The sequence below is a fragment of the Fredinandcohnia quinoae genome, assembly GCF_022427965.1.
Classification (GTDB): Bacteria; Bacillota; Bacilli; order Bacillales; family Bacillaceae_L; genus Ferdinandcohnia; species Ferdinandcohnia quinoae.
In genome coordinates this window covers 21,489-47,349 of sequence record NZ_JAKTTI010000034.1, presented here as the reverse complement: position 1 = coordinate 47,349, position 25,861 = coordinate 21,489, and the positions used below count along the sequence as shown (strand labels likewise).

Genomic DNA, 25,861 nt, shown 5'->3' with positions numbered 1-25,861 from the left:
ACGGGGGTAGCCTAATCAATTAGAAGCCAAAAGGCTTCCGTACTTAGGAATCTCCCACTTCAAACAACCTGTAAGGGTGTTAAGTGGTGAGTAGTTCAATAATTTCATAATAAGTGCTACAATTGAGGAAAGATGTTTTTTGGAGGGATAGCAAATGAGACAAGATATTATTTCGATCAGACATGAAAACAAAGAAGTAACTTTACATTGTAATGCACTTTTCAATTATCAAGGATTTCAAGTGATTGAATCATTCAATGAACACATGGACGAATGCTATTATCTCCTCTTTTATAAGGAACAATTTTTAACTGCTAAGAAAACTGTAAAAATAAAGCGTTTTTCAACATTACAAAAAGTGTTATCAAATGGGATTCAAATCCCTTCACCACATCCAATTATCACTTCCCTATTAGCTGCAAACCATATTGACTGTTTCCCAACCATTCCCTCTACATGGAAAAAAATAAAAAGGAAATTTAATAATCTTGAAGCTCATTACATACTTCCATTATTTGATTCATATTTAAAAAAAGAGAATATCACTTCAGCTTTGAAAGAAGCATATTTTGAATATCGCAGAGATGGTAAGCTTTCCTATGCTTTTAAATTGTTAATGACCATTCTAGATTCATACCCTACTCATAAATGGGCGAAATCGATTTATAGCCACTTGGATTATTTGAAATACAAACAACTATATAGTAACGACATTAATAAAGTTCTTCTTCATGATCCTTTATACGCAGAAAAACTTCTTTATCAGCAATTGGATGCTGAATCTTCATTTTCTCTTCTTATACAAAAGCTCGGCAAAGAATCACGTAACTTAGAGCTAACTGCATTATATCAAGATAGATTAATCACTTCTTCTAAAAATGCTAGTCATACTTTTTCTGAATTAGTCAAACTCCTTTCACATACGTTTTCAGAAAATGATCAAGCATCCATCCTGTTAACTATCTATAATCAGACAAATTCAACAAATTGTAAGGAAGAAATACTGAATCAACTACTAACCTCCTATATGAAAGCAAATCAATTTGAAGAAGCTTTCAGTCTCATAACTTCAAATACAACTCCTTTATCTAAGAGTCAAATTGATATGTTGTTGACTATTTTGAATCAAATGGAAACTATTTACAAAATAGATTTTACACAATTTGATGCCTCGATTCTAAAAGATACATCCGCTGACCAATTGGGGCAAATACTTGCCATATTACTGCCAAAATTATTTACTGACCATGATTTAGATTTTGTATATCAATGGACGACCCCTTTCCATCACCTCAAATCGTCAAACGCGATCATTGAAAAAATTAAACTGATGAATAAAATCAAAGAAGAGCCTGACCAGCAGCATTACATGGGTGAACTGTATTACCAATTACACTTACTTCCACAAGCGATTGAATGCTTCAGCTGGGATCTTGAACTAAACCCGACAATTACCCGTCCAATCATGTGGCTTACTAAGCTATATCATGAGCTTGGTATGGTTGAGGAATCAAAATCGTATCAATATCTATATAATCAGGTGCAAAAACTTTCATAATCACTCATTCAAATGAACGAACGAGCAAGTATGTTTTTTTGTTTCTTCATAAAGGAAATGGATCTGGATATCCTAATCAATGAATAAGTGAAATATGATATGGAATAGTAAAGATAATCATTCGTTGGGAGGAAAGAAATTTGAGTATAAAAGAGCAGCCAGTATCCATAGTTGCTCTCGGTGGCGTGAATGAAATCGGTAAAAACATGTATGTAGTCCAATACTCAAACGATATCATCATCATCGATTGCGGCTCCAAGTTTCCAGATGAAAGCTTATTAGGAATTGATTTGATTATCCCTGATATTTCCTATTTAGAAGAAAATAAGGATAAAATTCGTGCTTTAATTGTCACCCATGGTCATGAAGATCATATAGGGGGTATTCCCTACTTCTTAAAAAAATTGAATGTACCTATATATGCAACCCGATTTACCTTAGGTTTAATTGAATTAAAACTAGACGAGCATCGGCTTCAGAGGGATACGGAACTAGTTTTGATTGACTCAAATTCAAATTTACAGTTTGGTGAGATAGAAGTACGTTTTTTTAAAGTGAATCATAGTATTCCTGATTGTCTTGGTATTGTATTTCATACACCAGAAGGAAATATTGTTCATACAGGAGACTTCAAATTCGACTTAACACCTGTCGATAACCAGCATTCAGATATTCATAAAATGGCGCAAATTGGTAGTGCCGGTGTTGTTGCTCTAATATCTGAAAGTACGAATGCGGAACGACCAGGCTCTACCCCTTCTGAAAAACTCGTAGGTAACCATATTGAAGAAGCATTCAAAAAAGCGAATGGGAAGATCTTTATCTCTACGTTCGCATCAAATGTTAGTCGCGTTCAGCAAGTAGTAGATGCTAATATCAAAACGAATCGAAAGCTGGCTTTGCTTGGTCGTAGTATGGTTAATGTTGTGAATGTTGCAATGGAACGTGGTTATGTAAATATCCCGGATGGAATGCTAATAAAAGCAGAAGAAATCAACCAAATGTCTCCTGAAAATGTAACAATCCTTTGCACAGGTAGCCAAGGCGAGCCATTGGCTGCTCTTGCCCGTCTATCAACATCGAGTTATCGAGATGCAAGTGTTCTGGCTGGTGACACAGTTATTTTAGCTGCAGGTCCAATACCAGGGAATGAGCGTAATGTAACTCGTATTATAGATAACTTATTTAAACTTGGTGCAGAAGTAATATATGGATCAGGAACAGGTATGCATGTGTCAGGTCATGGTTATCAGGAAGATTTAAAGCTTATGCTTACTTTAATGAAACCAAAATATTTTATCCCGATTCATGGAGAATATAGAATGCTACACCAGCACCGCTTATTAGCTGAGTCAGTCGGAGTAGAGAAAGAAAATACATTTATCATTAATAATGGTGATGTAGTCGATATTCAAAACCTGGAAGCTCGTCAGACTCGGAAAATACCTTCTGGGGATACATATATTGATGGGATGGGGGTTGGTGATGTAGGAGATATTGTGTTAAGAGATCGAAAGCAGCTTTCCGAGGATGGGATGCTAGTAATTGTTGTAACGATTAATAAAACAGAGAGAAAAATAATTTCTAGTCCTGACATCATTTCTCGCGGATTCGTGTATGTGAGGGATTCTGAAAGCCTATTAAGGAATGTTGAGCGCTTAGTAAAGAACACCGTTAATGAGTTTCTCGAAGAAAATACGCGACAACGGAATGTAGTAAAACAAAATATTAAAAAATCGATTGGGCTATATTTATTTACGCATACGAAAAGAAAACCTATGATCCTTCCGATCATTATTGAAATGTAGCCTAAAATGCTACATTTCTTTTAAGCTTAGATTACTCTTTTTTGACCAAAAAATAGGACTAGAATTCCAAAGGAGCTATTATTGATGAAGAAAACAGAAAAATGGGGAATTCTTTCACTTTCATCCATCCCTTTAGTCATGACCTTAGGAAATTCTATGCTGATACCTGTTTTACCTGTTATGGAAAAGGAATTGGATATATCTCCATTTCAATCAAGCTTAATCATTACCTCTTATTCCATCGTAGCGATTGTATTAATTCCAATCGCAGGATTCTTATCTGACAAAATTGGAAGAAAAAAAGTAATTATTCCAAGTTTAATTCTTGCTGGGATTGGTGGACTGATTTCTGCATTTGCAGCTTGGAAATTGAGTCATCCATATATTCTCATTTTAATTGGCAGGCTATTTCAAGGAATAGGCGCTGCAGGTGCTGCACCAATCGTTCTACCCTTAGTAGGTGATATGTGTAAAAGTGAAAAAGATGTAAATACCGGACTAGGATTAATCGAAACATCTAATACGCTAGGGAAAGTATTAAGTCCCATTTTAGGTGCATTACTTGCTTCTTTTTTATGGTATTTGCCTTTTGTCTCCATCCCGATTTTTTGTTTAATTTCGGTTATTTTAATACAATTCATAGTGAAAACACCAAAGGATAATGAAGTGGATACGTCGAGTTTTTCATTGTTTCTTAAGAAGATAAAACGAATATTGGTTACTGAAGGACGATGGCTGATTTCAATCTTCATAATTGGCGGCATCTGTATGTATATCCTTTTTGGAATGCTCTTTTATCTATCATCCATCCTAGAAGATTCGTATGGAATTGACGGCGTAAAAAAGGGCCTTATTCTTGCAATCCCTCTAGGTGTCCTGTGTCTTGCTTCATATATCACCGGTAAAAAATTAGGTGAAAATAAAAATACAATGAAATGGATCATATTTCTTGGAATAATCAGTACAACTGTATCCGTTCTTGGGATAACATATACGAAAAATATTTATATATTGATAACGGCTTTGATTATTAGCGGAATTGGAATCGGAATATCCTTACCAAGTTTAGATGCGTTAATAACCAATGGAATTGAAAAGGATCAAAGAGGAACGATTACATCGATCTATAGTAGCGCACGGTTTATTGGTGTAGCACTGGGCCCTCCAACATTTGTAATCTTATTGGAGATATCGCATAAAGCATTATTTATCACAGTTACATGTATATCCGCATTTGCAACGATATTGGCTTTGTTCTTTATAAAGCCTCCGAAAAAAATTAAAACAGACTCCTTGTTTCAAAAACTAAAATGGGAAAAATAAAAACGAGTCAGAGGATAACCTTTGACTCGTATTGATTTGGAGCTATCCTTTCCCTAATGAGAATCCGTGAAACAACGTCCCTCCATAAGGTGCTAATACTTTATCCACTAAAAGGATGACTTTATCCTTATCACCAGATGTATAAAAAGAATCGAAAGCATCCACAAATTCATCAGCAAACTGTTTATCAAATTGTGAAAGAGATCGTATTACCCATTTAGATGAACCAATCCATTGCTGATTAGTCCTTAAGTAAAATTCACTACTAAGATCTGCTAATGAATTAGCGATAAAGAGTTCTTCAGCCCTGTTTTGACTTCCCTTGAAATCATCCAGTATGTCTGTGATAAAATATCGCTTTGTATTTATTAATTCTAGTGGCCATTCTTCTGGTCCTTTTTCTAATATCTGATTAGCCTCTTTTTTAATTTGTTCAATAATTCCGGTATCTTTGATTATAATCCCCTCCGATACCATTCTCGGTAAAGAAGGTCGAGCCCTTTTAACATCATTTTCAAAAAAGGTTTGGTATGAAGATAAATGATGTACAAACACTTCAATTGGCCAACCAAATTTGATTAGTGATTCCCGATATGCAGTTTTTACCGTTTGATCAAATATGATGATATCAAGATCAGAAGTGGCAGTTTCTTCTCCACGCACAACACTTCCAGCTAATAATGCACCTTGGCAATTAGGGAAAAACGTATGAATAAATTGACGAGCTGCTTCAATTGGTGTTAAACTTTCTGCATTTTCCAATAAACGACTTCACACCCTTCAAATCTTACATTTTCACGAAATATTACTCAACAATTGCAAATCATCAATACATTTCCATCAGGGTCTTTTATATTAAACCAAGCTGTATGTTCCACCCATTCAATTTCTCTTACAATTTCAATTCCTAGACTTTTAATATAGTGAAAGGCACTTTCGATATCTGGAGCATAAAAATTGAAAATGGGGCTTTTACTCGTATGATGAGTAAATCCTGGATCAAAGGTGTGATCATCTAATGTAAGAGAAGTTGTGCCTGTAATTGGAATATTATACACGGGTGACTTTATTTCATCTAAGTTAATATCTAGCCCCAATAACGTAGAATACCATTTGGCTGAAGACTTTAAATTTGATACATGAACAAATACACCATTCATTTGATTTTTAATTGGTGACATATTAGATCTCCCTTCATTATTATGTTGTTGGAATTATTAATTCTCTAGTAGAAAGTCTGCTATACATTCAATCTGCATCTCTTTACTCTACTTAATTTTTCACCTTCAAACGTTAATCTGTATACGTCTGGCATCTTAAGTTGCTTCCAAAATTGAAAGTCATATTTATGATCAAAATAATTCATTATGAGGACCATAATATTTCCATGGGTTCCTAAAACTATGTTTTTCCCTTGGTATTTCTTTAATAAATCGATGGTAGCGATAACACCTCTTTTTTGAGCCGTATTATTCGACTCTCCACCTTCCCATGAAAAATGAGGATCCTCCCAAACTTTTGAAATCGCATAATCAAAGTCTTCGGTAGGTTCTAAGGTCAATGTACGCTCTCTCAAATCTTCTATTATTTCAATCTCTTTATTTATGTAGTTTGCAATTCCTTCGATGGTTTGAATGGCTCTTTGATATGGACTAGACAGAACATGATAAATTTCTTCCCGTTGCAAGAGTTTCGTTATAGTCTTTGCATCATTAAATCCCTTTTCTGAAAGCGGCCTTTCTAACTCATCAGGTGTATAAGTAGAATGAGCATGTCTTACGAAGTATAAATTGGTTAGCAATAATAATAACCTCCTGACTGTGTGTTGTTTATTCTTCAAATCGATACTTCTAGTATAAAGAAATTAATCTAATTTTCAAATAGTTTTAGGTGTTCATTGCTTACGCCCGTATTTTCGGAATAACGGCCGTATTTTTCAAATAACGACCGTATTTACATAAATTGAGTAAAAGGCATATGAAAAAGGAGAGTGTTCGCCCCTCTCCCCTGAAAACTTATTCTTCTTCATCAAAAACAACATCAAATGCGGTTGAAACTTTTTCAAATTCCTCATCTGTTTCGATTGCAGAAAAGTCACCATCTTCATCAAGCTTTAAGAAGAAAATATCAATGTCATCTTCATTCTCTTCCTCAAGGTCTTCGACAAAGCTAACAGCAATATAGTCAGTACCTTCAATAGTTAGCATTGCAAGTACTTCAACCTCTTGCTCTTGATCTGTTTCATCGCTTATTGTAAAAATTTCGCCAACTTGGATTTTATCCATGTATAAGCCTCCTATCATGTTCGATTAGAGATAAATGGTACCATATACATGGTAGAAAAGCTATTTTTGAGTAAGAGTAAGCTCCTCGTCTGCGATCATCTCTTGAACAAGTTGATAAAATTTTTCTTTTTCATCAACTGTTACATAGAGTTTTGTAATTTCTCGCTTTTTTCCGAATGGTAATCTAGCAATTGCAGGCTCTTTTAATTCCATTTCAAATTGTGGCTCTTCTTCAATTAGATCTGGAAGGGTGATCGAAAAGCTATTTTTTTCTAGACCTCGTATTTTTTTATCAGTTCTCGTCGAATCGATTGATTTAATTGTAGAAAAATCAATTTCAATCCCTCGTCGTATCCCTATTTGTACAAACATTTTTTCCTTTGTCATCACAATTGGCGAAAGTCGAACAGCCTGGTAATCAGCAATGATCCAGATAAGCGCGTAAATATCCAAAACTGTGAAAATCCATGCTGCTACTGTACTCCATTGCAAGATTAAAAAGTGAACACCAATTACTTCAATGACCATTGCATGAGCGATAACGATGAATAGTCCAAAGTAGCCAGATTTCTTATGGATTGAAAATGAAGTTGCTGCATGGTCTAGTTGTTGCCACTTCTTTTTCCAAGCAAATAATCCAAAGTAGATAACGGAGAAATCCAAAATAAGAAACTCCGTGATTTTTCTCGTTCCAAAGGTTTTATTAAAAGCATTTCTTAACATTGTCGGATAATAAAAGTCAATTTCACTTTGAATCTTGTAGTTTTTAAGTAAGGCAGGGATTTTGCGCAAAAGGAAGATTGCAAGTGTTAGCTCAATTGCAATAAAAACACCTTCAAGTGCAAAAATACTATATTTTACATAATCAAATATCGGTAATTCATGATGTGGGACAATGAAGTAAGCAAGCCAAAAACCAGCAATTGGGACTGGGAGTATCGTAATCAATGAAAAACGATTACGGACTATAAAAATATAAAATAAAATTGGTAAAACAATCGTGAGATCCAAAATCGTTGCCAAAATCATCATGTCAGTCACTGGAGTAAATGCTTCAAATGACATTACAGAATAATTCCCTGCAAGAATCAGGATGGCAAGAAGTCCAAAGATATAAGCTGATTTATTTGTTTTCACAGTGTGGACCATACGGTTTCCTCCTTTTGAATTTCTTCTTCATTTGATATTTGTGAAAGAATTTTCTTTTTGGCGGAAAGCATGAGCGTGGTACCCGGTTTACATATATTTGTCATTTAAAAATGGATGCCAAAACATGTGATCAACCCCTTTGAGTTACTTATTTTCAGTCGTAATGATCGTATGAAGCTTTTTTACAATTGATTGGAATTGAATCATTTCGTCTTCAGTGAGTTTTGAGTAATACTTATCGATAATTTTCTGATCGATTTTATCGTACTCATCATAAAGCTCAAGACCTTTTGAACCAAGTGTAATCAGTATTTCACGCCGATTATTAGGGTTAATCTCTCTTTTTACATAATTCTCTTGTTCAAGCTTGTTAAGGAGTTGGCTGACAGCACTAGCAGAAATATTCATTAAATGCGCGAGTTCATTTACAGTAATTGTTGTAGACTGATGAACGTGATGAACGACCATTGTTTGTTTTGGGGTTAATTCATAATCTAAAATTGATTCAAATTCCTTTAATAAAAGTGAGTTCACTTCATCTAATATGTGAAAAGTTTCTTTCATATAATGTTTTACATCCACACTTAAACACCCTTTATATTTAATGTATTATAATAGTTAAGTTACCTTAAATATATATCAAACTAAACCATTTTTCAATAAAAAAAGGAATAGTTACCTACTCCTTTTCTCATCTTCCATCAACTACCTCTTTAAATATTTCATAAGAGCGCTTTTGTACATCAGGGTCAAAAATATATGAAACAGCCATTATTTCATCGACATTGTATTTTTCTTGAAATTGGCTTAATTGTTCGCGAATCGTTTCTTTACTTCCCATAAAAGTCACACTAGACATCGAATCAGCCATTTGTTTTTCTGTAGAGTTCCAAATTTGATCCATGCTATTTACTGGAGGACTTAAAGGAATTTTAGTACCACGGACAATATTTAAGAAAAATTGCTGCATCGTTGTAGATTCAATACGAGCCTCTTCATCGGTTTCTGCTGCAATTACATTTAGGCATACCATCATGTAAGGTTTGTCAAGATATTCTGATGGCTGGAATCTCTCGCGATAAATGGAGATCGCTTCTTCCATGAATTTTGGTGCAAAATGTGATGCAAATACATATGGCAGCCCTAATTTTGCTGCTAAATAAGCAGAATCGGTTGATGAACCAAGAATGTAAATTGGAATATTTGTACCAACTCCAGGATATGCCCTTACATAGCCTTGAAATTCTTCCGGACCAAAATACGTTAGTAATGCATTCACATCATTTGGAAATGTGTAGACTGAATCGTTCTGTGCTCGTCTCAATGCACTCGCAGTCATCATATCTGTACCTGGTGCTCTACCAAGCCCAAGATCTAATCTTCCTGGATAGATTGTTGCCATTGTCCCGAATTGCTCAGCGACTACTAATGGAGAATGGTTTGGCAGCATAACTCCACCGGATCCTACTCGTATTTGGTCTGTATGTTCTAATGTATGTTTTATTAACATCGAAGTAGCAGAGCTTACAAGGGTTGGTGAATTATGATGTTCGGCAATCCAATAGCGGGTGTATCCCATTTTTTCTGTTGCTTGTGCCAAATCAACCATAGAGTCAATCGCTTCTTTTGGTCCCTGTCCTTTTCGAATCGGAGCTAAATTTAGCACTGATACTGGTATATTTATATTTGCCATCTCATTCGATCCCTTCCTAATCAAGTTACAATACTATAGTAACAATTGATGAGGTAGAATCAAAAATAAATGCTTGGAAATAAGTGAAAATGCATAGCTTTAGATTTGAATAGATATTAAGACAAAATTATTCTCTTTTATCAAAAACCAAATGAACAGAGTCTGCAATCTTTTCATAGCCAATTTCCCTATAAATCTTGTTTGATGTCGGATTCATCATATCAGTGTAAAGTATGCAAAAGTCAAAATCCTTGAGTAGTTCTCTTGAACCTACCGTTACAAGCGTCCGTGCATAACCTTTTTTGCGATCTTCCCTTGGCGTAAATACCAAAGATACGGTTACACCGTTCTTTGTCGGACGTGACTTTTTCATCATAGATACAATCTTTCCTTCATCTTCCCAAAGAAAAACCTCTCGTTCCCTTATAAACATTGCAACACGCTTTTTCACATGTTCAATTGGCGAAATCGTCAGTCCAGCATCAACTTCGAATAGGTTGAACCACTTTTCGATAAGGGAAGAATCACTTTCCTCTGCATAGCGCCAAGTACCAGGACAATGCTGAAGCGATTCATTTACTTTATTTAAACGATACAATCCCTGATCCATAAATAGTTGATGGGTCTTACCCGTTTTCAGTTCCCACTTCTCTGCGACTTTAAATGCCCACGGTTTCAAACTAATGATCGAATGAAAGTTAATTTTAAGTTCGAATAAATTTTTAATGAGGAAATCGATTGTTTCTTCTAAACGAAGTTCATTCGTAAAAATAAGATTTAACGGATGAGGAGGTGTCATTTGGAAAAAGGCTAATACTTTTCCATCCTCTTCAATTGTCGCCATAAATGGATTCTCATAATTGTCAGCTTTAATTGCTTGAAGTACACCATAAAAGAGACTGAATACATCTTCTTTTTCCGATAAAAATGGCTCTATCTTTCTCTCAAAATCATGAGCATTATCATAAACTATAAATTTCATTTCCAATCCCCCATTTTCCCTAAACATCTCGATTTTCCTAAATATTTATTAATATCCAATTCTTGACCAATTAAATAAAGATCCCGGATCTGTTTTTCTCTCTGGTGCATATTCATCATGGCCGATAATATGTATTCTATCACGATTAATCGAAGAATTTTGAATTAATATATTTTCTAATAATAACTGTAATGATTTATATTGAGCATTGGTATACCCAATTAATGTAGGATCAATCGAATCATATGTCTTTCCATTAATCATTGGTAGCATTTCTTCCCTTGTACCAATTGCTAATAGCTCAATTCCTAATGAATATTCGTTCAAACGATCTTTGTATGCAGGGAAACCTTGTAAATAACCCTTACCAGCATGGTAAGCAACCCTGTCCTCTGAAACAAGTTGAAAAATCTCCCCTTCCCTACCAATCATATAATGAGCAGATACTCCATATTCTTCAAAAATAGATATCAAGTCTTTCTTATTATAAGGATCATGAGGCTTCTTGGCAGCATTACTCATAAAATGAATGACGACATGACTAATCTTCTCTGTACGCACTTTCGAGAGTTCTAATGGGAGTTCCTCAACAATTATTCTCAAATTTCCTTGGGCAAGTGCCTCTGTATTACTTATAATTAGCAAGCATGCGAATAGTAAAAAGGAAATAAACGTTTTATTCATTTTACATTCTCCTTGTATATTTAATTCCTTTTAGTATCTGCAAATATCTTTCTTATATCTCAAAAATGAATAAAGTGTTAGAATATTTATGCTAGAGAAAAATATAAAATGGGAGTTGAAATGAAGTTGAAAAAGGAACTCATTGAAAGATTGACTACATATGTAAAAGTGGATACACAATCGAATGAAGAAAGTGAAACATGCCCTTCAACACCAGGACAGCTTACGCTTGCAAATATGCTTGTTGATGAACTTAAGCAAATTGGCATGGAAGAAATAACGATTGATGAGAATGGTTATGTAATGGCGACACTACCTGCTAATACTACTAAAACTGTGCCAACAATTGGCTTTTTAGCTCATTTAGATACAGCAACAGATTTCACTGGTGCGAATGTTAAGCCACAACTTATTGAAAATTATGATGGGAACGATATTCATTTAACTGAAAACATCATAATGGCTACAAAGGATTTTCCTTCATTACATAAATATCAAGGTCACACATTGATGACAACTGATGGCACAACCTTACTTGGTGCTGATAATAAAGCAGGCATTGCTGAAATTATGACGGCGATGAATTTCTTAATTCAACATCCTGAAATCAAGCATGGGAAAATAAGAGTTGCCTTTACCCCAGATGAAGAAATCGGCCGTGGTCCCCATAAATTTGATGTGAAGAAATTTAATGCGACTTATGCATATACGATGGATGGTGGCCCTCTCGGAGAATTGCAATATGAAAGCTTTAATGCAGCTGCTGCAAAAATAACGATCAAAGGTAATAATATTCATCCAGGTACTGCGAAAGGAAAAATGGTGAACTCTACAAAGATTGCAATGGAATTAAATCGACGATTACCAGTTGATGAAGCTCCTGAGTTTACCGAAGCCTATGAGGGATTTTATCACTTGCTATCCTTTGAAGGTGATGTGGAGCAAACAAAGCTTTATTATATCATTCGTGATTTTGATCGAGACAATTTTAACAAGAGAAAATCAACAATCCAAAAAATTGTTAAGGATCTTCAAGCAATTTATGGTGAGGACAAAATCCTTTTAGAGTTGAATGATTCCTATTATAATATGAAGGAAAAAATTGAACCTGTAAAAGAAATTGTTGATATTGCCTATGAAGCAATGGAAAGCTTGGACATTACGCCAATTATCGAACCCATTCGTGGTGGAACAGATGGATCCCAGCTATCATACATGGGCTTACCGACACCAAACATCTTTACTGGTGGTGAAAACTACCACGGCAAATACGAATACATCTCAGTCGATAACATGGAAAAAGCAACAAACGTTATGATTGGCATTATTAGATTATTCGAGGAAAGAGCATAGGTACATCACATATAAAAGCTCAGAGTAATTTGTAATTATGACTCTGAGCCTTCCTTTTTTATAAGAGAATTTTTCAATTCAAGCAGCTTTATTTCATTTCACTAATTTTCACATCAAAGATGCTTAACAACAATACGATAATTATGATTGATAATAGCCACGCAAACAAAGGTCTTTTGTGATGAACAGGCAAGATAAAGAAAATAATGCCTGTAAATATCGCAGACCACCAAAAATTCCAACCATTATGGTATGAAATAAAGCCAAACCTACTGTTAAAATACTCTGCACATAAATATATTCCTACCCATAATAAATACCATAATGACCGTTTTTTCCATCCTTCAGGGAACCTCCCCAAATATATTAATACGGTAGCAGAATAGGATACGACCATCGCTAAAATCGTGATAGTAGTATGGTTAGGTAAGATTAAATCATGAAACACCCACATTGATTTTTTATAGAGGAGGAAGTTGTATAAAAAATCTCCTAAGACAAAGAAAAGGATTGTCGGATAATACAGTTTCCAATTCCTCCAATCCCCCCATTTAAACGCTGCTAATGTATAAAAAATATTAATTAATATATACATAAGACCATCCTTTAAAATTAGTATTTCTATTTTTCCTCATTTAAGGGAAATTATTTAAATAAGATGGTCTAACCTTGTTGCATTAAGCCGCTGTTTAGAAATAATGAAAGAAAGGTCATCTATTTTCGCCACTTATTGGTGTATATGATCTCGTCTCTCATATTAATCCTTCTTTCACAAAGTAATCCGCGTAGTTAGTATAATAATCTTAAAAAACATTCTTTTTTGAATCATCACGCACTCGTACTATTTGTTTAACAGCAAATGAAAACATTGGATTATTTCCCCAATGAGTCTCCAGTTAAAATTTCATATAGGTTTGCAGAATCCTTTATTGTTAATTGTATGTATTTATCACTATCGGTAACAATTTCGAGATTTTTACTATTTGGGCTTACCCATAATAAATAGGAAGTTATTTTCGCTTCTTTAGTATTTTTATATGGGAATTGAAATTGATAGTCAGCAAAACGCGTCATTTCTACTTTTGTATTTTCCCAATTAGCATTTTTCACTATCTCTATTGCTTTTTGCACTTGTTTATTTTGTGTGACCTCTTTGTAATCTTCAAAAATATTTTCTTCACCTTTTCGTTTTTGAATGGTTATTTTTTGCTTGTTCGCTTCAGACATACAGCCTGAAGTAATTAACAATAAAACAATTAAGCTAATAACTAGTCTCTCTTTTTTCATTCAGTTCCCCCTCGTATCGATTAAAGTATGCTTATAATCTTCCCCCTCCAAATAATTAACTAAATTTAGGAGCAGTATTAAAAGCTAGGCTTTATAGAAATTTTTTAAAAAAAATGAGTTGGTAAAAGGCAACGGTTAATACCGCTGCCTTTTCACTATTGATACCCTTTGGTTGAAGATGATAGAACACCTTAAATATTCAAAGTTGTCTTTAACTGCTCGTTTCGTACTTCTAATAAGTAATTCTTGATGACATAATCTCTCCCACCATGTTTTACATACCACTCATTAACTCTACGTACATGGTCTTCATCATTTCGAACATTAGCTTCTATCTCTTTATATTTCTCATAACTGTCATATTCCCAAATAGCAAATATTTCAGTGGTTGTTTCATCGTTTGGAATCATCCATCTTCCTATTAATCTTGCACCATGTTTTGTTTGGTTAGGCAAATTATTTTCATTAAAATGATCATTGAAAACTTCAACAAATTCATTCTTTACAATGTAGAATTTCCTTCTATAAAACAAGTTACTCACTTCCCATCTCTTTTTCATAGTAAACTAACTATTACTTTCAACGAGAATGTCTAATTTCCTTTATTTTGAATTGAAGTTGCATTTTATTAAGCTAATCGTTAGTTGATTAATGTTTTTATTTTGTAAGCCACTTAATTGGACTTAGAATCCTTGAAATAAAGGTCATCTATATCCACCCACATTGGTGTATACGCCCCTATAGTGTTATTATTAAACTCTTGACCTTCACCAGTAACGAAAATGCCACCAACAATATCTCCTAAGAAGAAGAATTGCTTACCGCTAAAATCTATTTTAGCGATACAATCTTTAACACCTATTTCAATACCTAATTCTTCATATGCTTTTCTACGTAGTCAGTACGATAACCACTAATATCATTATCTATGTCATCTCCAACGAATATGCTGCTTCCGATTGGACTCTTAATCTACCGACTATTATATAAAAATCTCTTGATTGTTCTTATTTGGCCCCTATGGTTAATCTCATCTTCCATAACGTGATACCAAAGATAATAATTATTATAAGGAGTTCCGTTTGGCCATTGTTTTTCTTCGTAAAGCCACTGATCATCCCTTGCTTTTAATTGTCTTAATGTATCCTTTCTTACTTTAGACAACATAGAATAATAATAGTCGAGTGTTTCTTTCTTAATTTCTAATCTTGCATTTTCACCCAATTCCAAAGCTGTTTTCCATTGACGAAGTTCCTGTTCATTAAAGTCTCTATTTTCAAATGAAATCACCTGATGAACAGCTTCTATTGAAGCGATATGTAGTAAAAGTGCCCCTATAGTGTTATCATTTTCTTCCTTCAAATAATCTATATCCGATTGACTCAAATTAGATATTTCGGTTAAGGTAACTTCTCTAGTATGCTCCAGCATGGAAACTAGTTCACCGATTTTTATTGAAAATCCCTCTTTTGGAACTATCCTATAATCAATCATATCTCATCCTCCCACGGTAAATAATTATAAGAATCTAAGATTAACGACTGGTTTCATCATACTTGTCCTATCTATAAAAATGAATGCTTAAAACTTATAATTCTACAAAGCTAAACGAAACCCTTCTTAAACAAGTCTTCACCATTTACAAATAAAAAAACCGAGTACAAAACCTTTACGATTTCATACTCGATTTCAAAAATTTTATATTTGTTTAAAGGTAGTTTGCTTCTTGATCCATGTCTGTAATCGTATAAAGATTAACATGAAAATTCCAGTTATGATTAGACCTTTTAGAATATTAAAAGGTAAAATTGATAAAACAATTAATTTTCGAACCTCTGGACCTGACATTGCAGGTGCGTTCAAGAAATAAGTAAATGCTGGAAGAATGACATAGTAATTAAGGATACACATTACGATTGCCATTAAAATGGTTCCAGTAACTAATCCAATCGTCATTCCTTTTTTTGATTTAATCTTATGATAAATCAAGTAGGTTGATAGGACAAAAACAGAACCTGCGATAAAATTGGCTAGATGGCCTACTGGGACCCCTGTTTCACTTCCAGTCATAAAATAATCGATAATATTCTTGATTAGCTCAATTAACACTCCTGCAACTGGACCTAGAACTAGAGCACCAATCAATGCAGGGATATCACTAAAATCAATTTGTAAATAGCTTGGGAACATTGGTAATGGGAAGTTTAGTATCATTAACACATATGAAATACCACTCAACATTCCAATTAAAACTAATTTTCTTACGTTTGTTTTTTCCATTTTCCTCTCTCCTGTTGTAATCCATCTTACATAGAAGAAAGGTTCAGCATTAAATACACATACCTTGAAAATAAAAACCCTCAAGAAAAATTTCTTGAGGGAGAATTTCAAGGCATGCTTAAATAGACGTCCAAACATTACTTTTTTGAACGCTGCAGAACCTCCATCTTCTCCCATCCAGACTGTACTGTCGGCTTTGGAATCGCACCAAATCCTGCCTTAAAGGCTCGCGGGCTTAGAGATTACTCTCATCACCGCCGGTCGGGAATTTCACCACGCCCCGAAGATAGATATTATATTTTAATTACTATTTCATTATATCCGATATATTTCTTAAATTAAAGTGATTTGTTTCAGAGAGAGTTTTCAAGCAATTGGACAAAGGTAATTCAAAATCGATGAAGAATACTTAATATATAGACTTAACTTTATTCAGCTGAAGTCTTCCACTTCTATAGGTTGTGAGTTGAATGCAAATCAGTTTTCAATTTAGTGCGGGTTCAAACCTTGACTGAATAAAGTTAAAGCCTCCGGCGGATGCCTCAGATTTTTAAAGGAAGCTTTTCGAGCAAGCTCGAAAAAATCTGGTCACAAATACGCCAAGGCGCATTTGATAAAAAGGAGTTATTTTCTATGGGAAAATGTAAGGTTGGCATAATAGGTACTGGTTTTGGTGCGAAGGTTCATGCACCAATGTTTAATTTTCATGAAGGATTTGAGGTTGTAGCAATTTCAAGTGTTGCACGAGGCAATGTTGAAGAGGTAAAACAGATTAGTGGTGTTGAAAATGTGTACACGAACTGGAGATTGATGCTTGAACAGGAACAGTTGGATCTATTGGTTGTTGCTTCTGCCGTTCACTTACATAAGGAAATGGTAGTCGCTGCGTTTGAAAAAGGTATTCATGTGTTATGTGAAAAACCAATGGCACTGGATATCGACGAATCGTTCGATATGATGATTGCAAAAAATAATGCAGGAAAATTCGGCTTGATCAATCATGAATTTCGATTTGTTCCTGCTCGTTTAAAGGTAAAAGAAGTAATGGACAGTCGAAATCTTGGCGAAATTTTACATATACGCTATGAATGTTCCTTTGCAAATTATAGCTCGCTTCAATCAAAATCACGTGGATGGCTCGGTCAAACTGAAACTGGTGGTGGAATGCTTGGAGCAATTGGATCACATATGATTGATACACTCCATTGGTGGACAGATAGTCGATTTGCTGAAGTATTTGCTAATCTTCCAATTCATGTTCCAACATATAAAGATAAAAACGGTAATATAGAACAGTACACGTCAGATGATGCCTTCCAGGTGATAGGGACATTGGATAACGGAGCAACGATCACGATGGAACTTGTTACCGCAGCGAATCAAACGAAAGACACCTATCGCTTGGAGATCTATGGATCAAACGGTACTCTTGTTATGCTCAATGACAATCAAGTCTATTATTCATCTGAAAATTCACCACTGGTAGAAATTGAACTACTATCAGATCTAACTGCACCTTCAGACATGCCAGCAATTGCAGCCCGCTATTATAATGGATTTCAGCGGATGCTTGATGCACTTCATCACACACTGAGTACTGGAACAAAACATCCGAATCTATCTGATTTTGAAGATGGATTGGATACACAAAAAGTACTTGATACAATCCGTCTTTCTGCAAAAGAAGGAAGAAAATACAAAGTAAACTGAACGAAAAAAGAGTCTGAAATCCTATGATTTCAGACTCTTTTTATTTATTTTTCAGTTGCTTCCCATCTAACGATTTCGTCTCGAACAATCGGTGCTACTTCTTTCCCTAGTAATTCGATTGCTTTCATGACATCTGTATGTGGCATTGTACCAACTGGTACATGCAGCATGAAACGTGTGATGCCAACATTTTTTCTAAGATGAATGATTTTTTCTGCGACCGTCTGTGGGTCACCTACATATAGTGCTCCTTCTAATGTTCTCGCCGCATCATAGCTTGCACGAGTCATGGGACCCCATCCTCGTTCACGACCTAATTTATTCATGGCTTGCTGGTAGGATGGGAAAAATTTATCTGCTGCAGTTTGTGAATCTTCATCGATAAAACCATGTGAATGTGAAGCTACAGTTAATTTTGATACATCATGACCAGCGCGTTCGGCAGCCCTTTTATATAGTCGAACAAGTGGTTCAAATTGAAGTGGCCTTCCACCGATAATTGCTAGGACAAGCGGTAATCCCAGTACCCCAGCTCTTACTACCGATTCAGAATTTCCACCACTACCGATCCAGACTGGCAAGGGATCCTGAACAGGACGAGGATATACGCCAAGATTATGTATGGCTGGTCGATGTCTACCACTCCAGCTTACTTTTTCTGAATCACGTATTTTTAAGAGCAATTCAAGTTTCTCTTCAAATAATTCGTCATAATCCTGCAAATCATAGCCAAACAGTGGAAATGACTCGATGAATGAACCACGCCCTGCCATAATTTCCGCTCGTCCGTTTGAAATTCCATCAAGTGTCGCAAAATCTTGAAACACACGGACTGGGTCATCTGACGAAAGAACTGTAACTGCACTTGTCAGTCTAATCCTTTTCGTTTGTGATGCAGCAGCTGCTAAAATAACTGCAGGAGATGATGCCGCATAATCTTCACGATGATGTTCACCCACACCAAATATATCTAACCCAACTTGATCAGCTAGTACAATTTCCTCGATAACTTCACGAATTCGTTGTGCATGGCTGATTACTTCACCTGTTTCAACATCAGGGGTTGTCTCAACAAAAGTGCTAATTCCTAATTCCATATATTTTTCCTCCAGGTATAAGCTAATTATTCCTTTAAGATACCATTCTTTTATCAGAAAATCCTGTATGAAGCATTAAATGAGCATTAAAAAAGGCGACACCCTCGAATATAACAAGGTGTATCGCCCCCAAATTCACTTGAATTTTTCAGGAAACTGCTTAACAATTCCGTCGGTTAGGAAATCTCCCATATGAATAAGATGTGATTCATTCAGGTCAGCAGTTCGAATATCCTCTTTCCATTTCTTTTGTAACCTAGCTTCAACTTCATTTATAGTCAATTGTAAATGTGCGTAAAACATCTCTGTAAGTTCATTTTTTAACCAATTAGGATTAGCAGACGCTAGAAATTCAACGATGACATCTGCATTTTGATACCATTCCTTATTCATTTTATCAACTAATGCTTTGTCGTTGCTTTTTACAGCATCAATTAGCTTACCACCAATCAGAATATGTTCCTGAAGAAGATCCGTAAGTTTACTACCAAATTCGTCCCCGTAGTAGGGTTTCATTATATTCCCAATATCAACCTGATTTTGTAGCAGCCTTGCTAATACATCTTCTCTGTCTTCAAGATCTGCAAGAGTGCTAACAATTAGACTTCTTGACCACCAAGCATGTTCAATCCAAAGCTTCTGCATCCCATACTTCAACTCAATAACTGACTGATTCAAGCACATCTCTTCAACTTCAACTTCTTCATTTTTCTCAGCATGAGCATGGAATGATGAATTTAGATTAATAAGCATAAAAATAAATACAAATACGATAAACCGTTTATACATGAATACCTTCTCCTTTGTATATCGTTTCTATCGTTTAGTATTCATATTATTATATTTATTATGCTTTTAACACTGTCACTCTTACATTGGCACATAGCCCGACATATCAATAATCTTCTGTCCTTGGTCGGATTGTATCCATTTAATAAATGCGTCTATATGTGGATTAACACTGTCTGCGGTGATTGCGTAAAACTCCGATATAATTGGATATGTTTCATTCTGAATATTTTCTTTTGTTGGTGAAACGCCATTTATTGCGATATGTTTAATCTTTCCATTCTGTGCCATTTCCTGTGAAAAATGCCTGAATGAGAAACCTATTGCATTTGTTTTATTTTTATAATTGGCCGTCTCTGAGATGATTCCGCCCATTCCGGCAACAATGTCCTCTGTAGGTGGTTTCATTAGGTGTTTTGCACCCATTACTCTATTTAACGCAGTTTGACTGCCACTTCCTTCAGGCCTTTGAAAGGCATGAATTTCTTTATTTTTTCCCCCGACCTCTTTCCAATTCGTATACTCCCCTGTATAAATTCTTTGGATTTGATCAATTGTTAACTCTTCTACCGGGTTGTTTTTATGAACAAAAAATACAAAAGCCTCTCTTCCAATTGGTGTAAGAGTTAACTCGATACCTTTGCCTTCAGCTAGTTTCATCTGACTATCAGATGGTTTTGGCATAAATATAATGTCAACTTCACCATTTAGTAGCCGATGAAATGCTCCATCCGTTTGGCTTGAAGCAACCTCACTTCCATACAGGGGATAACCCTTTTTCGGATACACAGCCTGTGCAAAGGCAGCATAAACAGGGTATAAAGCCGTAGAACCATCTAATCTAGGAAGATCATCGTTAATTTTCAAAGTTGCTTGCTCATCTAGCTTTACCGCCCTTGTATCCGGAATAAAAGGTTCATATTCAGTTAAATCTACATCTTGTGTGCTTACAACCTCAAGACTTTTTTCATATGTTTGATAACCTTCATACCCAATCACAGAGACCACACAGATCGATACAAAAATAAGTAAAAAGGTTCTAATTATTTTTTTCTTAAATTGACCAAAGATTGCTAGACTTATAAAAATGATGACCCCTATTGTCACAACTAAAATGAATGGTACATAGAATCTTGGGTCTCCTGAAAGTGCAACAACTATCATCGTAAAAAATCCAATAAACCCAAAGACAACAATGACGATAATGACACCGAATACTTTTAATATGGCATCCATAATTTCCTCCTAATAGATGAATAATTCGTAATCTATTATAGATTCGCTAATTATTGGAAAATACCTTTGCCATTTCGGCAAAAAAGACTCACCTACTACACCGGGTAAGTCTTCATTGAAAATATAAGAAAGTAGAAAATTTCGCGCATAAATGTCTAGCTCCAGCGCCTAGTCCCTCGAGGTCAAATAACCTGATGCAAGAAAAGTCAAAGAGCGACTTTTTTGCATCAGAACATTTGCTTGTCGGGCCTGGATAAGGCGCTTGCGCTTTTCTTATTCAATGATCACGATTCACAAAGTATTTTAATAAATGCTTCAGGAATGTTGTATTTTGTGGAACCAACTCTAATGCTTCGATTCCAAGACAATAATGCTCCCACATTGCCTTTCTAGCTCCGTCAATACCTAAAATTGACACAAATGTTGAATTATTGTTTTCAGCATCCTTTCCAATTGGCTTTCCTAACCTTTCTAGATTTCCTTCAACATCTAGTAAATCATCTTTAATTTGGAATGCTATGCCAGCATGGTAGGCAAATTGTTTTAAGGAATCTTTTTTAGCTTCATCTGCTTCGGCTAGAATTGCAGGCATTAATAGGGATGCCTCGAAGGCTAAACCTGTTTTATAATAGGACATCAAATTCAATTGTTCCAATGTCAATTGTTTCCCTTTAGAATCTATGTCCATTGCCTGCCCTTTACACATTTCAGCGGTCGTTTGTGAGGAATATTGAATCAAGCTTAGCACAGCCTTTGAATCAAACTGAGTTAGAGCTGTTTGTTCTACGGTTGCCTTCTGCGTTAGAAAAAGCCCTGTCAATTCAGCAATTGCACTCGTATACTTATGGTGAAGTGTTGGACGTCCCCTCCGGATATTGGCATTATCCTGGGATGGAAGATCATCAAAGATTAATGATGCGGTATGCATATATTCCAAAGATTTTAAAAGTGGTACGATTGCCGTCTGTTCCAAACGAAATTCATGAATGCCCATCATCCAAGTTACAACTGGCCTGAGTCGTTTCCCATCACCAGCAAGACTATAATTTGCAGCATCCGTGATTTTCTCATTCGTCAAGAAATCGTGTTCGCTTTTTGGAATTTGTAAAATAGTATTAATCTCCTCGCGGACTGTCTCAATTGTAGTTAAAAACTCATCCTCTTCAATCTTTTCATTTTTCAAATTGGTTAACATATGATCTCGTAGCAGTTTATCGAAGAAGTCAACATCATCTGCTTTTTGAACCATTTTTTGGATGATCCGATTGAAATCAGGATGTCCTTGCGCAAGTAGTTCCATAACCTCGTTGTATTTTTTCGTTCCCATCCGTTCTTTATAGCGTTTCAAACCATTGATTGCTCGGTTCAAAATAATCTCGCATGTTTTAGAATCAGAGCGATACACATTATGAATTAAATAAGATATAACTGTCCAGTATAATTCAAATGGGTTAATAAGATCCGGCCGCTTGTCATGATATTTTAGATAATACGTATAAGGTGTGACCGCACCAGCTTCCAAGTCATCAAACATGTCTGCAAAATCATCTGCCAATTGATTATAGATCCCGTAGTAAAAGAGTCTGTTATCAATATCCTCATTCGGTGTGGCGCTGATAATGGAACGGACAATTAAACGGGACGAAGCTGATTTTAGAATTACTGGTATATAAATTTCTTCATTCGTGTACTTTTCATAAGACAAATCCTTAGCTCTGTCTACCTCTTGCGAATGAAAAAATAAATAGGATTGTTCGAAAAAGTAATTTCTTGCCTCTCCCTGCTGTTGGCCTTTGATATATTGAAAAGCATCTCGAAGCTCAGAATGGATATATTGAATCAATTCCTTATTACTTCCCCTCCACACCCCCAACTTCGGGACAATTCCAGTTGTCAGAGTGGTTCGAATCAACTCTGAATATTGCTTCTCCTCAGCTGGTGATAAAATTTTTGCATCGAGAAGATCATCAATAAAAGGGTAAGTCAAGCCATAGTAATATCCGAGCCTTATTGCTTTATCAAGTCTCCTAGTACGTTCATCTTGTGAAATGTCAGAACCCATCTCAATAACCTCTTGCATGATCACACCAGCAATAAGCTTAATAATTTTCCTCTGAACCTGGGCCCCATCCAATTCTTTTGGAATATTGGAAGAGACGGTCTTCAGTTTGTCAATAACCCAAATCATTGCTGATTCAACGCCATCCTTCTGCGCCATCCGGTACAGATTTGCCATACTAAATGTTTCTGTTTTATCCATTTTCGTTGATTGAATTAAATGTTTTTTTATCTTAAGAACAGACTTGTTAATCCTTGTTTTAGTATCTGGTGCATCAAGGGCTTTCCCTAAATCTCGCATGAAAATATAGGCGATGCTCCGATCAAGGTAATTGTCTAGTTTCCCTGATTGATTCATCCACTGAATATACTTATGATATTCCCACGAGTCAGGTTTCCCTTTACCACGCATAAAAAAGGAAAACAATGGATGGCGAAGATGATTGTGTTTCCAAGCTTGTATATCCTTAGTTATCGTAGGAACATATGTCTTCTCGGTAACTTGGGTGTAAAGTATTTTGAAATATTGTTCAGCCTTTTCTTCGGCTAACCGATAACAAGAATCAGCATTTATCGTTAACTCCTTAATCATATACGTAATACCTCTACTTTAAAGTTGTTTAAAATCTATATGCAAAAGATAGTAAATATAGTCAAATATCCCACATTATTTGTAACGACTCCACCAATGTGGAGGTATAAAAGTCCTAATCTTTTCTACGTATAGAAGATACGAAAGGTTTCAAAAAAAAATGCCTGTCCTTCAGATAATAAACATACTAAAAGGACAGGCTACTATACATGGTATATAATTACACAAATACTCCGAGTAAAAATACAATAATCATAATCGTTTGAATGATGATTTTTGCGAAGGTTCCACTTAAAAAGGCAACTAAAGTTGCAAAAGCGACTTTTATTGACTGTTTGAATGTATTCTTTTGGATTAATTCAACTAGCAACACTAGCGCAAATGGCACGATGATTACACCAAATGGAGGTATGATGAAGCTTCCGACAATTAACCCAACTGTCGCTGCTCTTGTTCCCCATTTTGTACCACCTGCTTTATCAACGAAATAAAGATTCGCTAAATAATCGGCGACAAACAACACGATTGTCATTAACACAAGCATCGTCCATGTAATCCATCCTAGTTCACTTGCATTAATTCCAAAATGATAAATCAACGCCCCAATCCATATCAATACCACAGATGGAATGATTGGATAAACAAGACCTACATAGCTAACAATAAAGCATGCAATAATAAGTATCCAAAGTACAATATCCAAAAATCAGCACCGCCTTTGTATGTTCATTATGAATTTTAATATAAATGAATTAAAGAATCTATTAGCAAATCGGAAAATCAACTTAGGATGGCCTGAGTTACTCATAACTTTTATTTTATCTTTCCTCCATGTATGTAACATTCATATATTTTCAGATCATTGTAGTAAATTTCTTCAAATCCTTGAAACCAAGAGAATTCTCCATCGACTTTACAGTGATAACTGTACAAACCCTTCTGAAAAAAACCGGGTCCCCTATACGGCATTTCTTTTGGGACCATAGAAAGTGCCTCTTTCAAAAAATCACCACTAAAATTATCACCGATTACACGACCTGAATAATTCAATGCCCAGATAGGTTTGTTATTCACCCACACTGCTTCTTCTCCTACAAAGCACTCCCCACCGAGATATGTATCGTAATATAAATAGGCTCCTTCTTCAAACTGCAGATCATTCGAATGTGGTCTTGAAGAGTCAACCTCTCCCTTTCCACCTGCATACGTTTCTTTTTTTGCTTTAATCAAAAAATCAATAAGTATATCGATATCATGCCTACCTTTTTCTTCAATTAGTTTATTACATTGATCATCATCTTTGACTAAACGATCTATTGTAATATTAAATATCGCACTGAGGCGTATCAAATTATCGATGTCGGGTAGTGTTTGATTACATTCCCATTTTCCAACAGCTTGTCTTGATACACCTAATTTCTCCGCAAGTTCCTCCTGGGAAAAACCATTCTTTTTCCTTAATACTTGAATTTTACTAGATAAATTCATGTTTGTATTCCTCCCTTTTATTTTTAGCTTATCAATGTATAGTTATTTGCACCAGCACCTAATAAGTTCTTTTATGCAAACCATTGGTTACAGGCGTATTCTACGCTTTATATACGAATTGAATGGTATGTGGCGGACATACTAAATGCTAAGAAAATGAAAGGGTGTTTTCAATGGACAATGATCAACATTTCATAAGTGAACGTATGCCTAATTTCAATAATCATGAGGAAGCTAGAGAATGGTTTAAAGAGCAATTTGATAATAAATTTTTATTTAGATCAATAAATGAAGATGAAGGAAAAAAGACCTTTTTTTATCATATTGTTAAAAATCCTGAAGTATATAACCAGTATATGAGGAATTTTGCAAGTCCCTTTGAACACGAAATCACAAACATGAAGACATTTGAGAGCTATACAACTGTTGAAATAAATGAGGATGGAGAAGTTAATTTTACAATTTAAGAAAAATCACCATGCTATAACC

26 protein-coding genes and 1 riboswitch are annotated in these 25,861 nt (G+C 35.2%); of the genes, 6 read left to right on the top strand and 20 right to left on the bottom strand.

Annotation, left to right across the window (positions count from 1 at the left end):
- The first annotated feature begins 154 nt into the window (after nt 1-154).
- From MJG50_RS17645 to bcbE, 3 genes are all read left to right on the top strand, one after another.
- Nucleotides 155-1,558, top strand: coding sequence for a hypothetical protein (locus MJG50_RS17645; protein WP_240257078.1), 1,404 nt, complete (start codon nt 155-157; stop codon nt 1,556-1,558).
- A gap of 206 nt (nt 1,559-1,764) precedes the next feature.
- Nucleotides 1,765-3,366, top strand: a complete 1,602-nt coding sequence (locus tag MJG50_RS17640) for a ribonuclease J (protein ID WP_240257081.1) — start codon at nt 1,765-1,767, stop codon at nt 3,364-3,366.
- A gap of 84 nt (nt 3,367-3,450) precedes the next feature.
- Nucleotides 3,451-4,689: a bacillibactin exporter BcbE gene (gene bcbE, locus MJG50_RS17635; protein WP_240257077.1), complete on the top strand. Its 1,239-nt coding sequence runs from the start codon at nt 3,451-3,453 to the stop codon at nt 4,687-4,689.
- A gap of 42 nt (nt 4,690-4,731) precedes the next feature.
- Here the strand turns inward: bcbE and MJG50_RS17630 are convergent, their stop codons facing one another.
- From MJG50_RS17630 to MJG50_RS17590, 9 genes are all read right to left on the bottom strand, one after another.
- The gene (locus tag MJG50_RS17630) at nt 4,732-5,451 is read right to left on the bottom strand and encodes a nucleotidyltransferase domain-containing protein (protein ID WP_240257076.1); all 720 of its coding nucleotides are present in this window, start codon (nt 5,449-5,451) and stop codon (nt 4,732-4,734) included.
- A gap of 47 nt (nt 5,452-5,498) precedes the next feature.
- Nucleotides 5,499-5,870: a VOC family protein gene (locus MJG50_RS17625; protein ID WP_240257075.1), complete on the bottom strand. Its 372-nt coding sequence runs from the start codon at nt 5,868-5,870 to the stop codon at nt 5,499-5,501.
- A 59-nt stretch (nt 5,871-5,929) separates the two neighbouring features.
- On the bottom strand, nt 5,930-6,490 hold the full coding sequence (locus MJG50_RS17620) for a histidine phosphatase family protein (RefSeq protein WP_240257074.1): 561 nt from the start codon (nt 6,488-6,490) through the stop codon (nt 5,930-5,932).
- Between the two features lie 214 nt (nt 6,491-6,704).
- The gene (locus MJG50_RS17615) at nt 6,705-6,974 is read right to left on the bottom strand and encodes a DUF1292 domain-containing protein (protein WP_240257073.1); all 270 of its coding nucleotides are present in this window, start codon (nt 6,972-6,974) and stop codon (nt 6,705-6,707) included.
- A gap of 60 nt (nt 6,975-7,034) precedes the next feature.
- Nucleotides 7,035-8,123 carry a hypothetical protein gene (locus MJG50_RS17610; protein WP_240257072.1) on the bottom strand — a complete coding sequence of 363 codons (1,089 nt, stop codon included), beginning with the start codon at nt 8,121-8,123 and terminating at the stop codon, nt 7,035-7,037.
- A gap of 144 nt (nt 8,124-8,267) precedes the next feature.
- Nucleotides 8,268-8,705 (bottom strand): MarR family winged helix-turn-helix transcriptional regulator, encoded by a 438-nt coding sequence (locus MJG50_RS17605; protein WP_240257071.1) that lies wholly within the window; start codon nt 8,703-8,705, stop codon nt 8,268-8,270.
- 109 nt (nt 8,706-8,814) lie between these two features.
- Nucleotides 8,815-9,816: an LLM class flavin-dependent oxidoreductase gene (locus MJG50_RS17600; protein WP_240257070.1), complete on the bottom strand. Its 1,002-nt coding sequence runs from the start codon at nt 9,814-9,816 to the stop codon at nt 8,815-8,817.
- A 127-nt stretch (nt 9,817-9,943) separates the two neighbouring features.
- On the bottom strand, nt 9,944-10,798 hold the full coding sequence (locus MJG50_RS17595; protein ID WP_240257069.1) for a GNAT family N-acetyltransferase: 855 nt from the start codon (nt 10,796-10,798) through the stop codon (nt 9,944-9,946).
- A 48-nt stretch (nt 10,799-10,846) separates the two neighbouring features.
- On the bottom strand, nt 10,847-11,482 hold the full coding sequence (locus MJG50_RS17590) for an N-acetylmuramoyl-L-alanine amidase (RefSeq protein ID WP_240257068.1): 636 nt from the start codon (nt 11,480-11,482) through the stop codon (nt 10,847-10,849).
- Nucleotides 11,483-11,608: 126 nt separating this feature from the next.
- Between MJG50_RS17590 and pepT the strand changes: the two genes are divergently transcribed.
- The gene (gene pepT / locus MJG50_RS17585) at nt 11,609-12,835 is read left to right on the top strand and encodes a peptidase T (RefSeq protein WP_240257080.1); all 1,227 of its coding nucleotides are present in this window, start codon (nt 11,609-11,611) and stop codon (nt 12,833-12,835) included.
- An 88-nt stretch (nt 12,836-12,923) separates the two neighbouring features.
- Here pepT and MJG50_RS17580 read toward each other — a convergent pair whose 3' ends face one another.
- The 5 genes from MJG50_RS17580 to MJG50_RS17560 form a co-directional block, all read right to left on the bottom strand.
- Complete coding sequence (locus MJG50_RS17580; protein WP_240257067.1) at nt 12,924-13,430, bottom strand: CBO0543 family protein; 507 nt, start codon at nt 13,428-13,430, stop codon at nt 12,924-12,926.
- 278 nt (nt 13,431-13,708) lie between these two features.
- Nucleotides 13,709-14,122, bottom strand: a complete 414-nt coding sequence (locus tag MJG50_RS17575; protein ID WP_240257066.1) for a hypothetical protein — start codon at nt 14,120-14,122, stop codon at nt 13,709-13,711.
- Nucleotides 14,123-14,313: 191 nt separating this feature from the next.
- Nucleotides 14,314-14,655, bottom strand: coding sequence for an NIPSNAP family protein (locus MJG50_RS17570; protein WP_240257079.1), 342 nt, complete (start codon nt 14,653-14,655; stop codon nt 14,314-14,316).
- 439 nt (nt 14,656-15,094) lie between these two features.
- Nucleotides 15,095-15,616, bottom strand: coding sequence for a DinB family protein (locus tag MJG50_RS17565; RefSeq protein ID WP_240257065.1), 522 nt, complete (start codon nt 15,614-15,616; stop codon nt 15,095-15,097).
- 204 nt (nt 15,617-15,820) lie between these two features.
- Complete coding sequence (locus MJG50_RS17560; protein ID WP_240257064.1) at nt 15,821-16,402, bottom strand: ECF transporter S component; 582 nt, start codon at nt 16,400-16,402, stop codon at nt 15,821-15,823.
- A gap of 161 nt (nt 16,403-16,563) precedes the next feature.
- Nucleotides 16,564-16,694, bottom strand: a riboswitch (FMN riboswitch).
- A gap of 341 nt (nt 16,695-17,035) precedes the next feature.
- Between MJG50_RS17560 and MJG50_RS17555 the strand changes: the two genes are divergently transcribed.
- Nucleotides 17,036-18,112 (top strand): Gfo/Idh/MocA family protein, encoded by a 1,077-nt coding sequence (locus MJG50_RS17555; protein WP_240257063.1) that lies wholly within the window; start codon nt 17,036-17,038, stop codon nt 18,110-18,112.
- A gap of 44 nt (nt 18,113-18,156) precedes the next feature.
- Here the strand turns inward: MJG50_RS17555 and MJG50_RS17550 are convergent, their stop codons facing one another.
- The 6 genes from MJG50_RS17550 to MJG50_RS17525 form a co-directional block, all read right to left on the bottom strand.
- Nucleotides 18,157-19,209 (bottom strand): LLM class flavin-dependent oxidoreductase, encoded by a 1,053-nt coding sequence (locus MJG50_RS17550; RefSeq protein WP_240257062.1) that lies wholly within the window; start codon nt 19,207-19,209, stop codon nt 18,157-18,159.
- Nucleotides 19,210-19,344: 135 nt separating this feature from the next.
- Nucleotides 19,345-19,998, bottom strand: coding sequence for a glycosyltransferase (locus MJG50_RS17545; protein ID WP_240257061.1), 654 nt, complete (start codon nt 19,996-19,998; stop codon nt 19,345-19,347).
- Nucleotides 19,999-20,079: 81 nt separating this feature from the next.
- Entirely contained in the window at nt 20,080-21,234 is a 1,155-nt protein-coding gene (locus MJG50_RS17540) for a PstS family phosphate ABC transporter substrate-binding protein (protein WP_240257060.1), read from the bottom strand.
- 277 nt (nt 21,235-21,511) lie between these two features.
- On the bottom strand, nt 21,512-23,884 hold the full coding sequence (locus tag MJG50_RS17535) for a polyprenyl synthetase family protein (protein WP_240257059.1): 2,373 nt from the start codon (nt 23,882-23,884) through the stop codon (nt 21,512-21,514).
- Between the two features lie 220 nt (nt 23,885-24,104).
- Nucleotides 24,105-24,587, bottom strand: coding sequence for a DUF456 domain-containing protein (locus MJG50_RS17530; RefSeq protein WP_240257058.1), 483 nt, complete (start codon nt 24,585-24,587; stop codon nt 24,105-24,107).
- 110 nt (nt 24,588-24,697) lie between these two features.
- Nucleotides 24,698-25,372 carry a DUF5680 domain-containing protein gene (locus MJG50_RS17525; protein ID WP_240257057.1) on the bottom strand — a complete coding sequence of 225 codons (675 nt, stop codon included), beginning with the start codon at nt 25,370-25,372 and terminating at the stop codon, nt 24,698-24,700.
- Nucleotides 25,373-25,545: 173 nt separating this feature from the next.
- On the opposite strand from MJG50_RS17525, the gene MJG50_RS17520 reads away from it, so the two are divergent.
- Nucleotides 25,546-25,839, top strand: coding sequence for a hypothetical protein (locus tag MJG50_RS17520; RefSeq protein ID WP_240257056.1), 294 nt, complete (start codon nt 25,546-25,548; stop codon nt 25,837-25,839).
- Nucleotides 25,840-25,861: the final 22 nt, after the last annotated feature.

Coding starts and splice junctions, on each gene's coding strand:
- MJG50_RS17645 (WP_240257078.1), top strand. CDS start 155: ATGAGACAAGATATTATTTCGATCAGACATGAAAACAAAGAAGTAACT.
- MJG50_RS17640 (WP_240257081.1), top strand. CDS start 1,765: ATGTATGTAGTCCAATACTCAAACGATATCATCATCATCGATTGCGGC.
- bcbE (WP_240257077.1), top strand. CDS start 3,451: ATGAAGAAAACAGAAAAATGGGGAATTCTTTCACTTTCATCCATCCCT.
- MJG50_RS17625 (WP_240257075.1), bottom strand. CDS start 5,870: ATGTCACCAATTAAAAATCAAATGAATGGTGTATTTGTTCATGTATCA.
- MJG50_RS17615 (WP_240257073.1), bottom strand. CDS start 6,974: ATGGATAAAATCCAAGTTGGCGAAATTTTTACAATAAGCGATGAAACA.
- MJG50_RS17610 (WP_240257072.1), bottom strand. CDS start 8,123: ATGGTCCACACTGTGAAAACAAATAAATCAGCTTATATCTTTGGACTT.
- MJG50_RS17600 (WP_240257070.1), bottom strand. CDS start 9,816: ATGGCAAATATAAATATACCAGTATCAGTGCTAAATTTAGCTCCGATT.
- MJG50_RS17595 (WP_240257069.1), bottom strand. CDS start 10,798: ATGAAATTTATAGTTTATGATAATGCTCATGATTTTGAGAGAAAGATA.
- MJG50_RS17590 (WP_240257068.1), bottom strand. CDS start 11,482: ATGAATAAAACGTTTATTTCCTTTTTACTATTCGCATGCTTGCTAATT.
- MJG50_RS17580 (WP_240257067.1), bottom strand. CDS start 13,430: ATGTATATATTAATTAATATTTTTTATACATTAGCAGCGTTTAAATGG.
- MJG50_RS17575 (WP_240257066.1), bottom strand. CDS start 14,122: ATGAAAAAAGAGAGACTAGTTATTAGCTTAATTGTTTTATTGTTAATT.
- MJG50_RS17565 (WP_240257065.1), bottom strand. CDS start 15,616: ATGATTGATTATAGGATAGTTCCAAAAGAGGGATTTTCAATAAAAATC.
- MJG50_RS17560 (WP_240257064.1), bottom strand. CDS start 16,402: ATGGAAAAAACAAACGTAAGAAAATTAGTTTTAATTGGAATGTTGAGT.
- MJG50_RS17555 (WP_240257063.1), top strand. CDS start 17,036: ATGGGAAAATGTAAGGTTGGCATAATAGGTACTGGTTTTGGTGCGAAG.
- MJG50_RS17550 (WP_240257062.1), bottom strand. CDS start 19,209: ATGGAATTAGGAATTAGCACTTTTGTTGAGACAACCCCTGATGTTGAA.
- MJG50_RS17545 (WP_240257061.1), bottom strand. CDS start 19,998: ATGTATAAACGGTTTATCGTATTTGTATTTATTTTTATGCTTATTAAT.
- MJG50_RS17540 (WP_240257060.1), bottom strand. CDS start 21,234: ATGGATGCCATATTAAAAGTATTCGGTGTCATTATCGTCATTGTTGTC.
- MJG50_RS17535 (WP_240257059.1), bottom strand. CDS start 23,884: ATGATTAAGGAGTTAACGATAAATGCTGATTCTTGTTATCGGTTAGCC.
- MJG50_RS17525 (WP_240257057.1), bottom strand. CDS start 25,372: ATGAATTTATCTAGTAAAATTCAAGTATTAAGGAAAAAGAATGGTTTT.
- MJG50_RS17520 (WP_240257056.1), top strand. CDS start 25,546: ATGGACAATGATCAACATTTCATAAGTGAACGTATGCCTAATTTCAAT.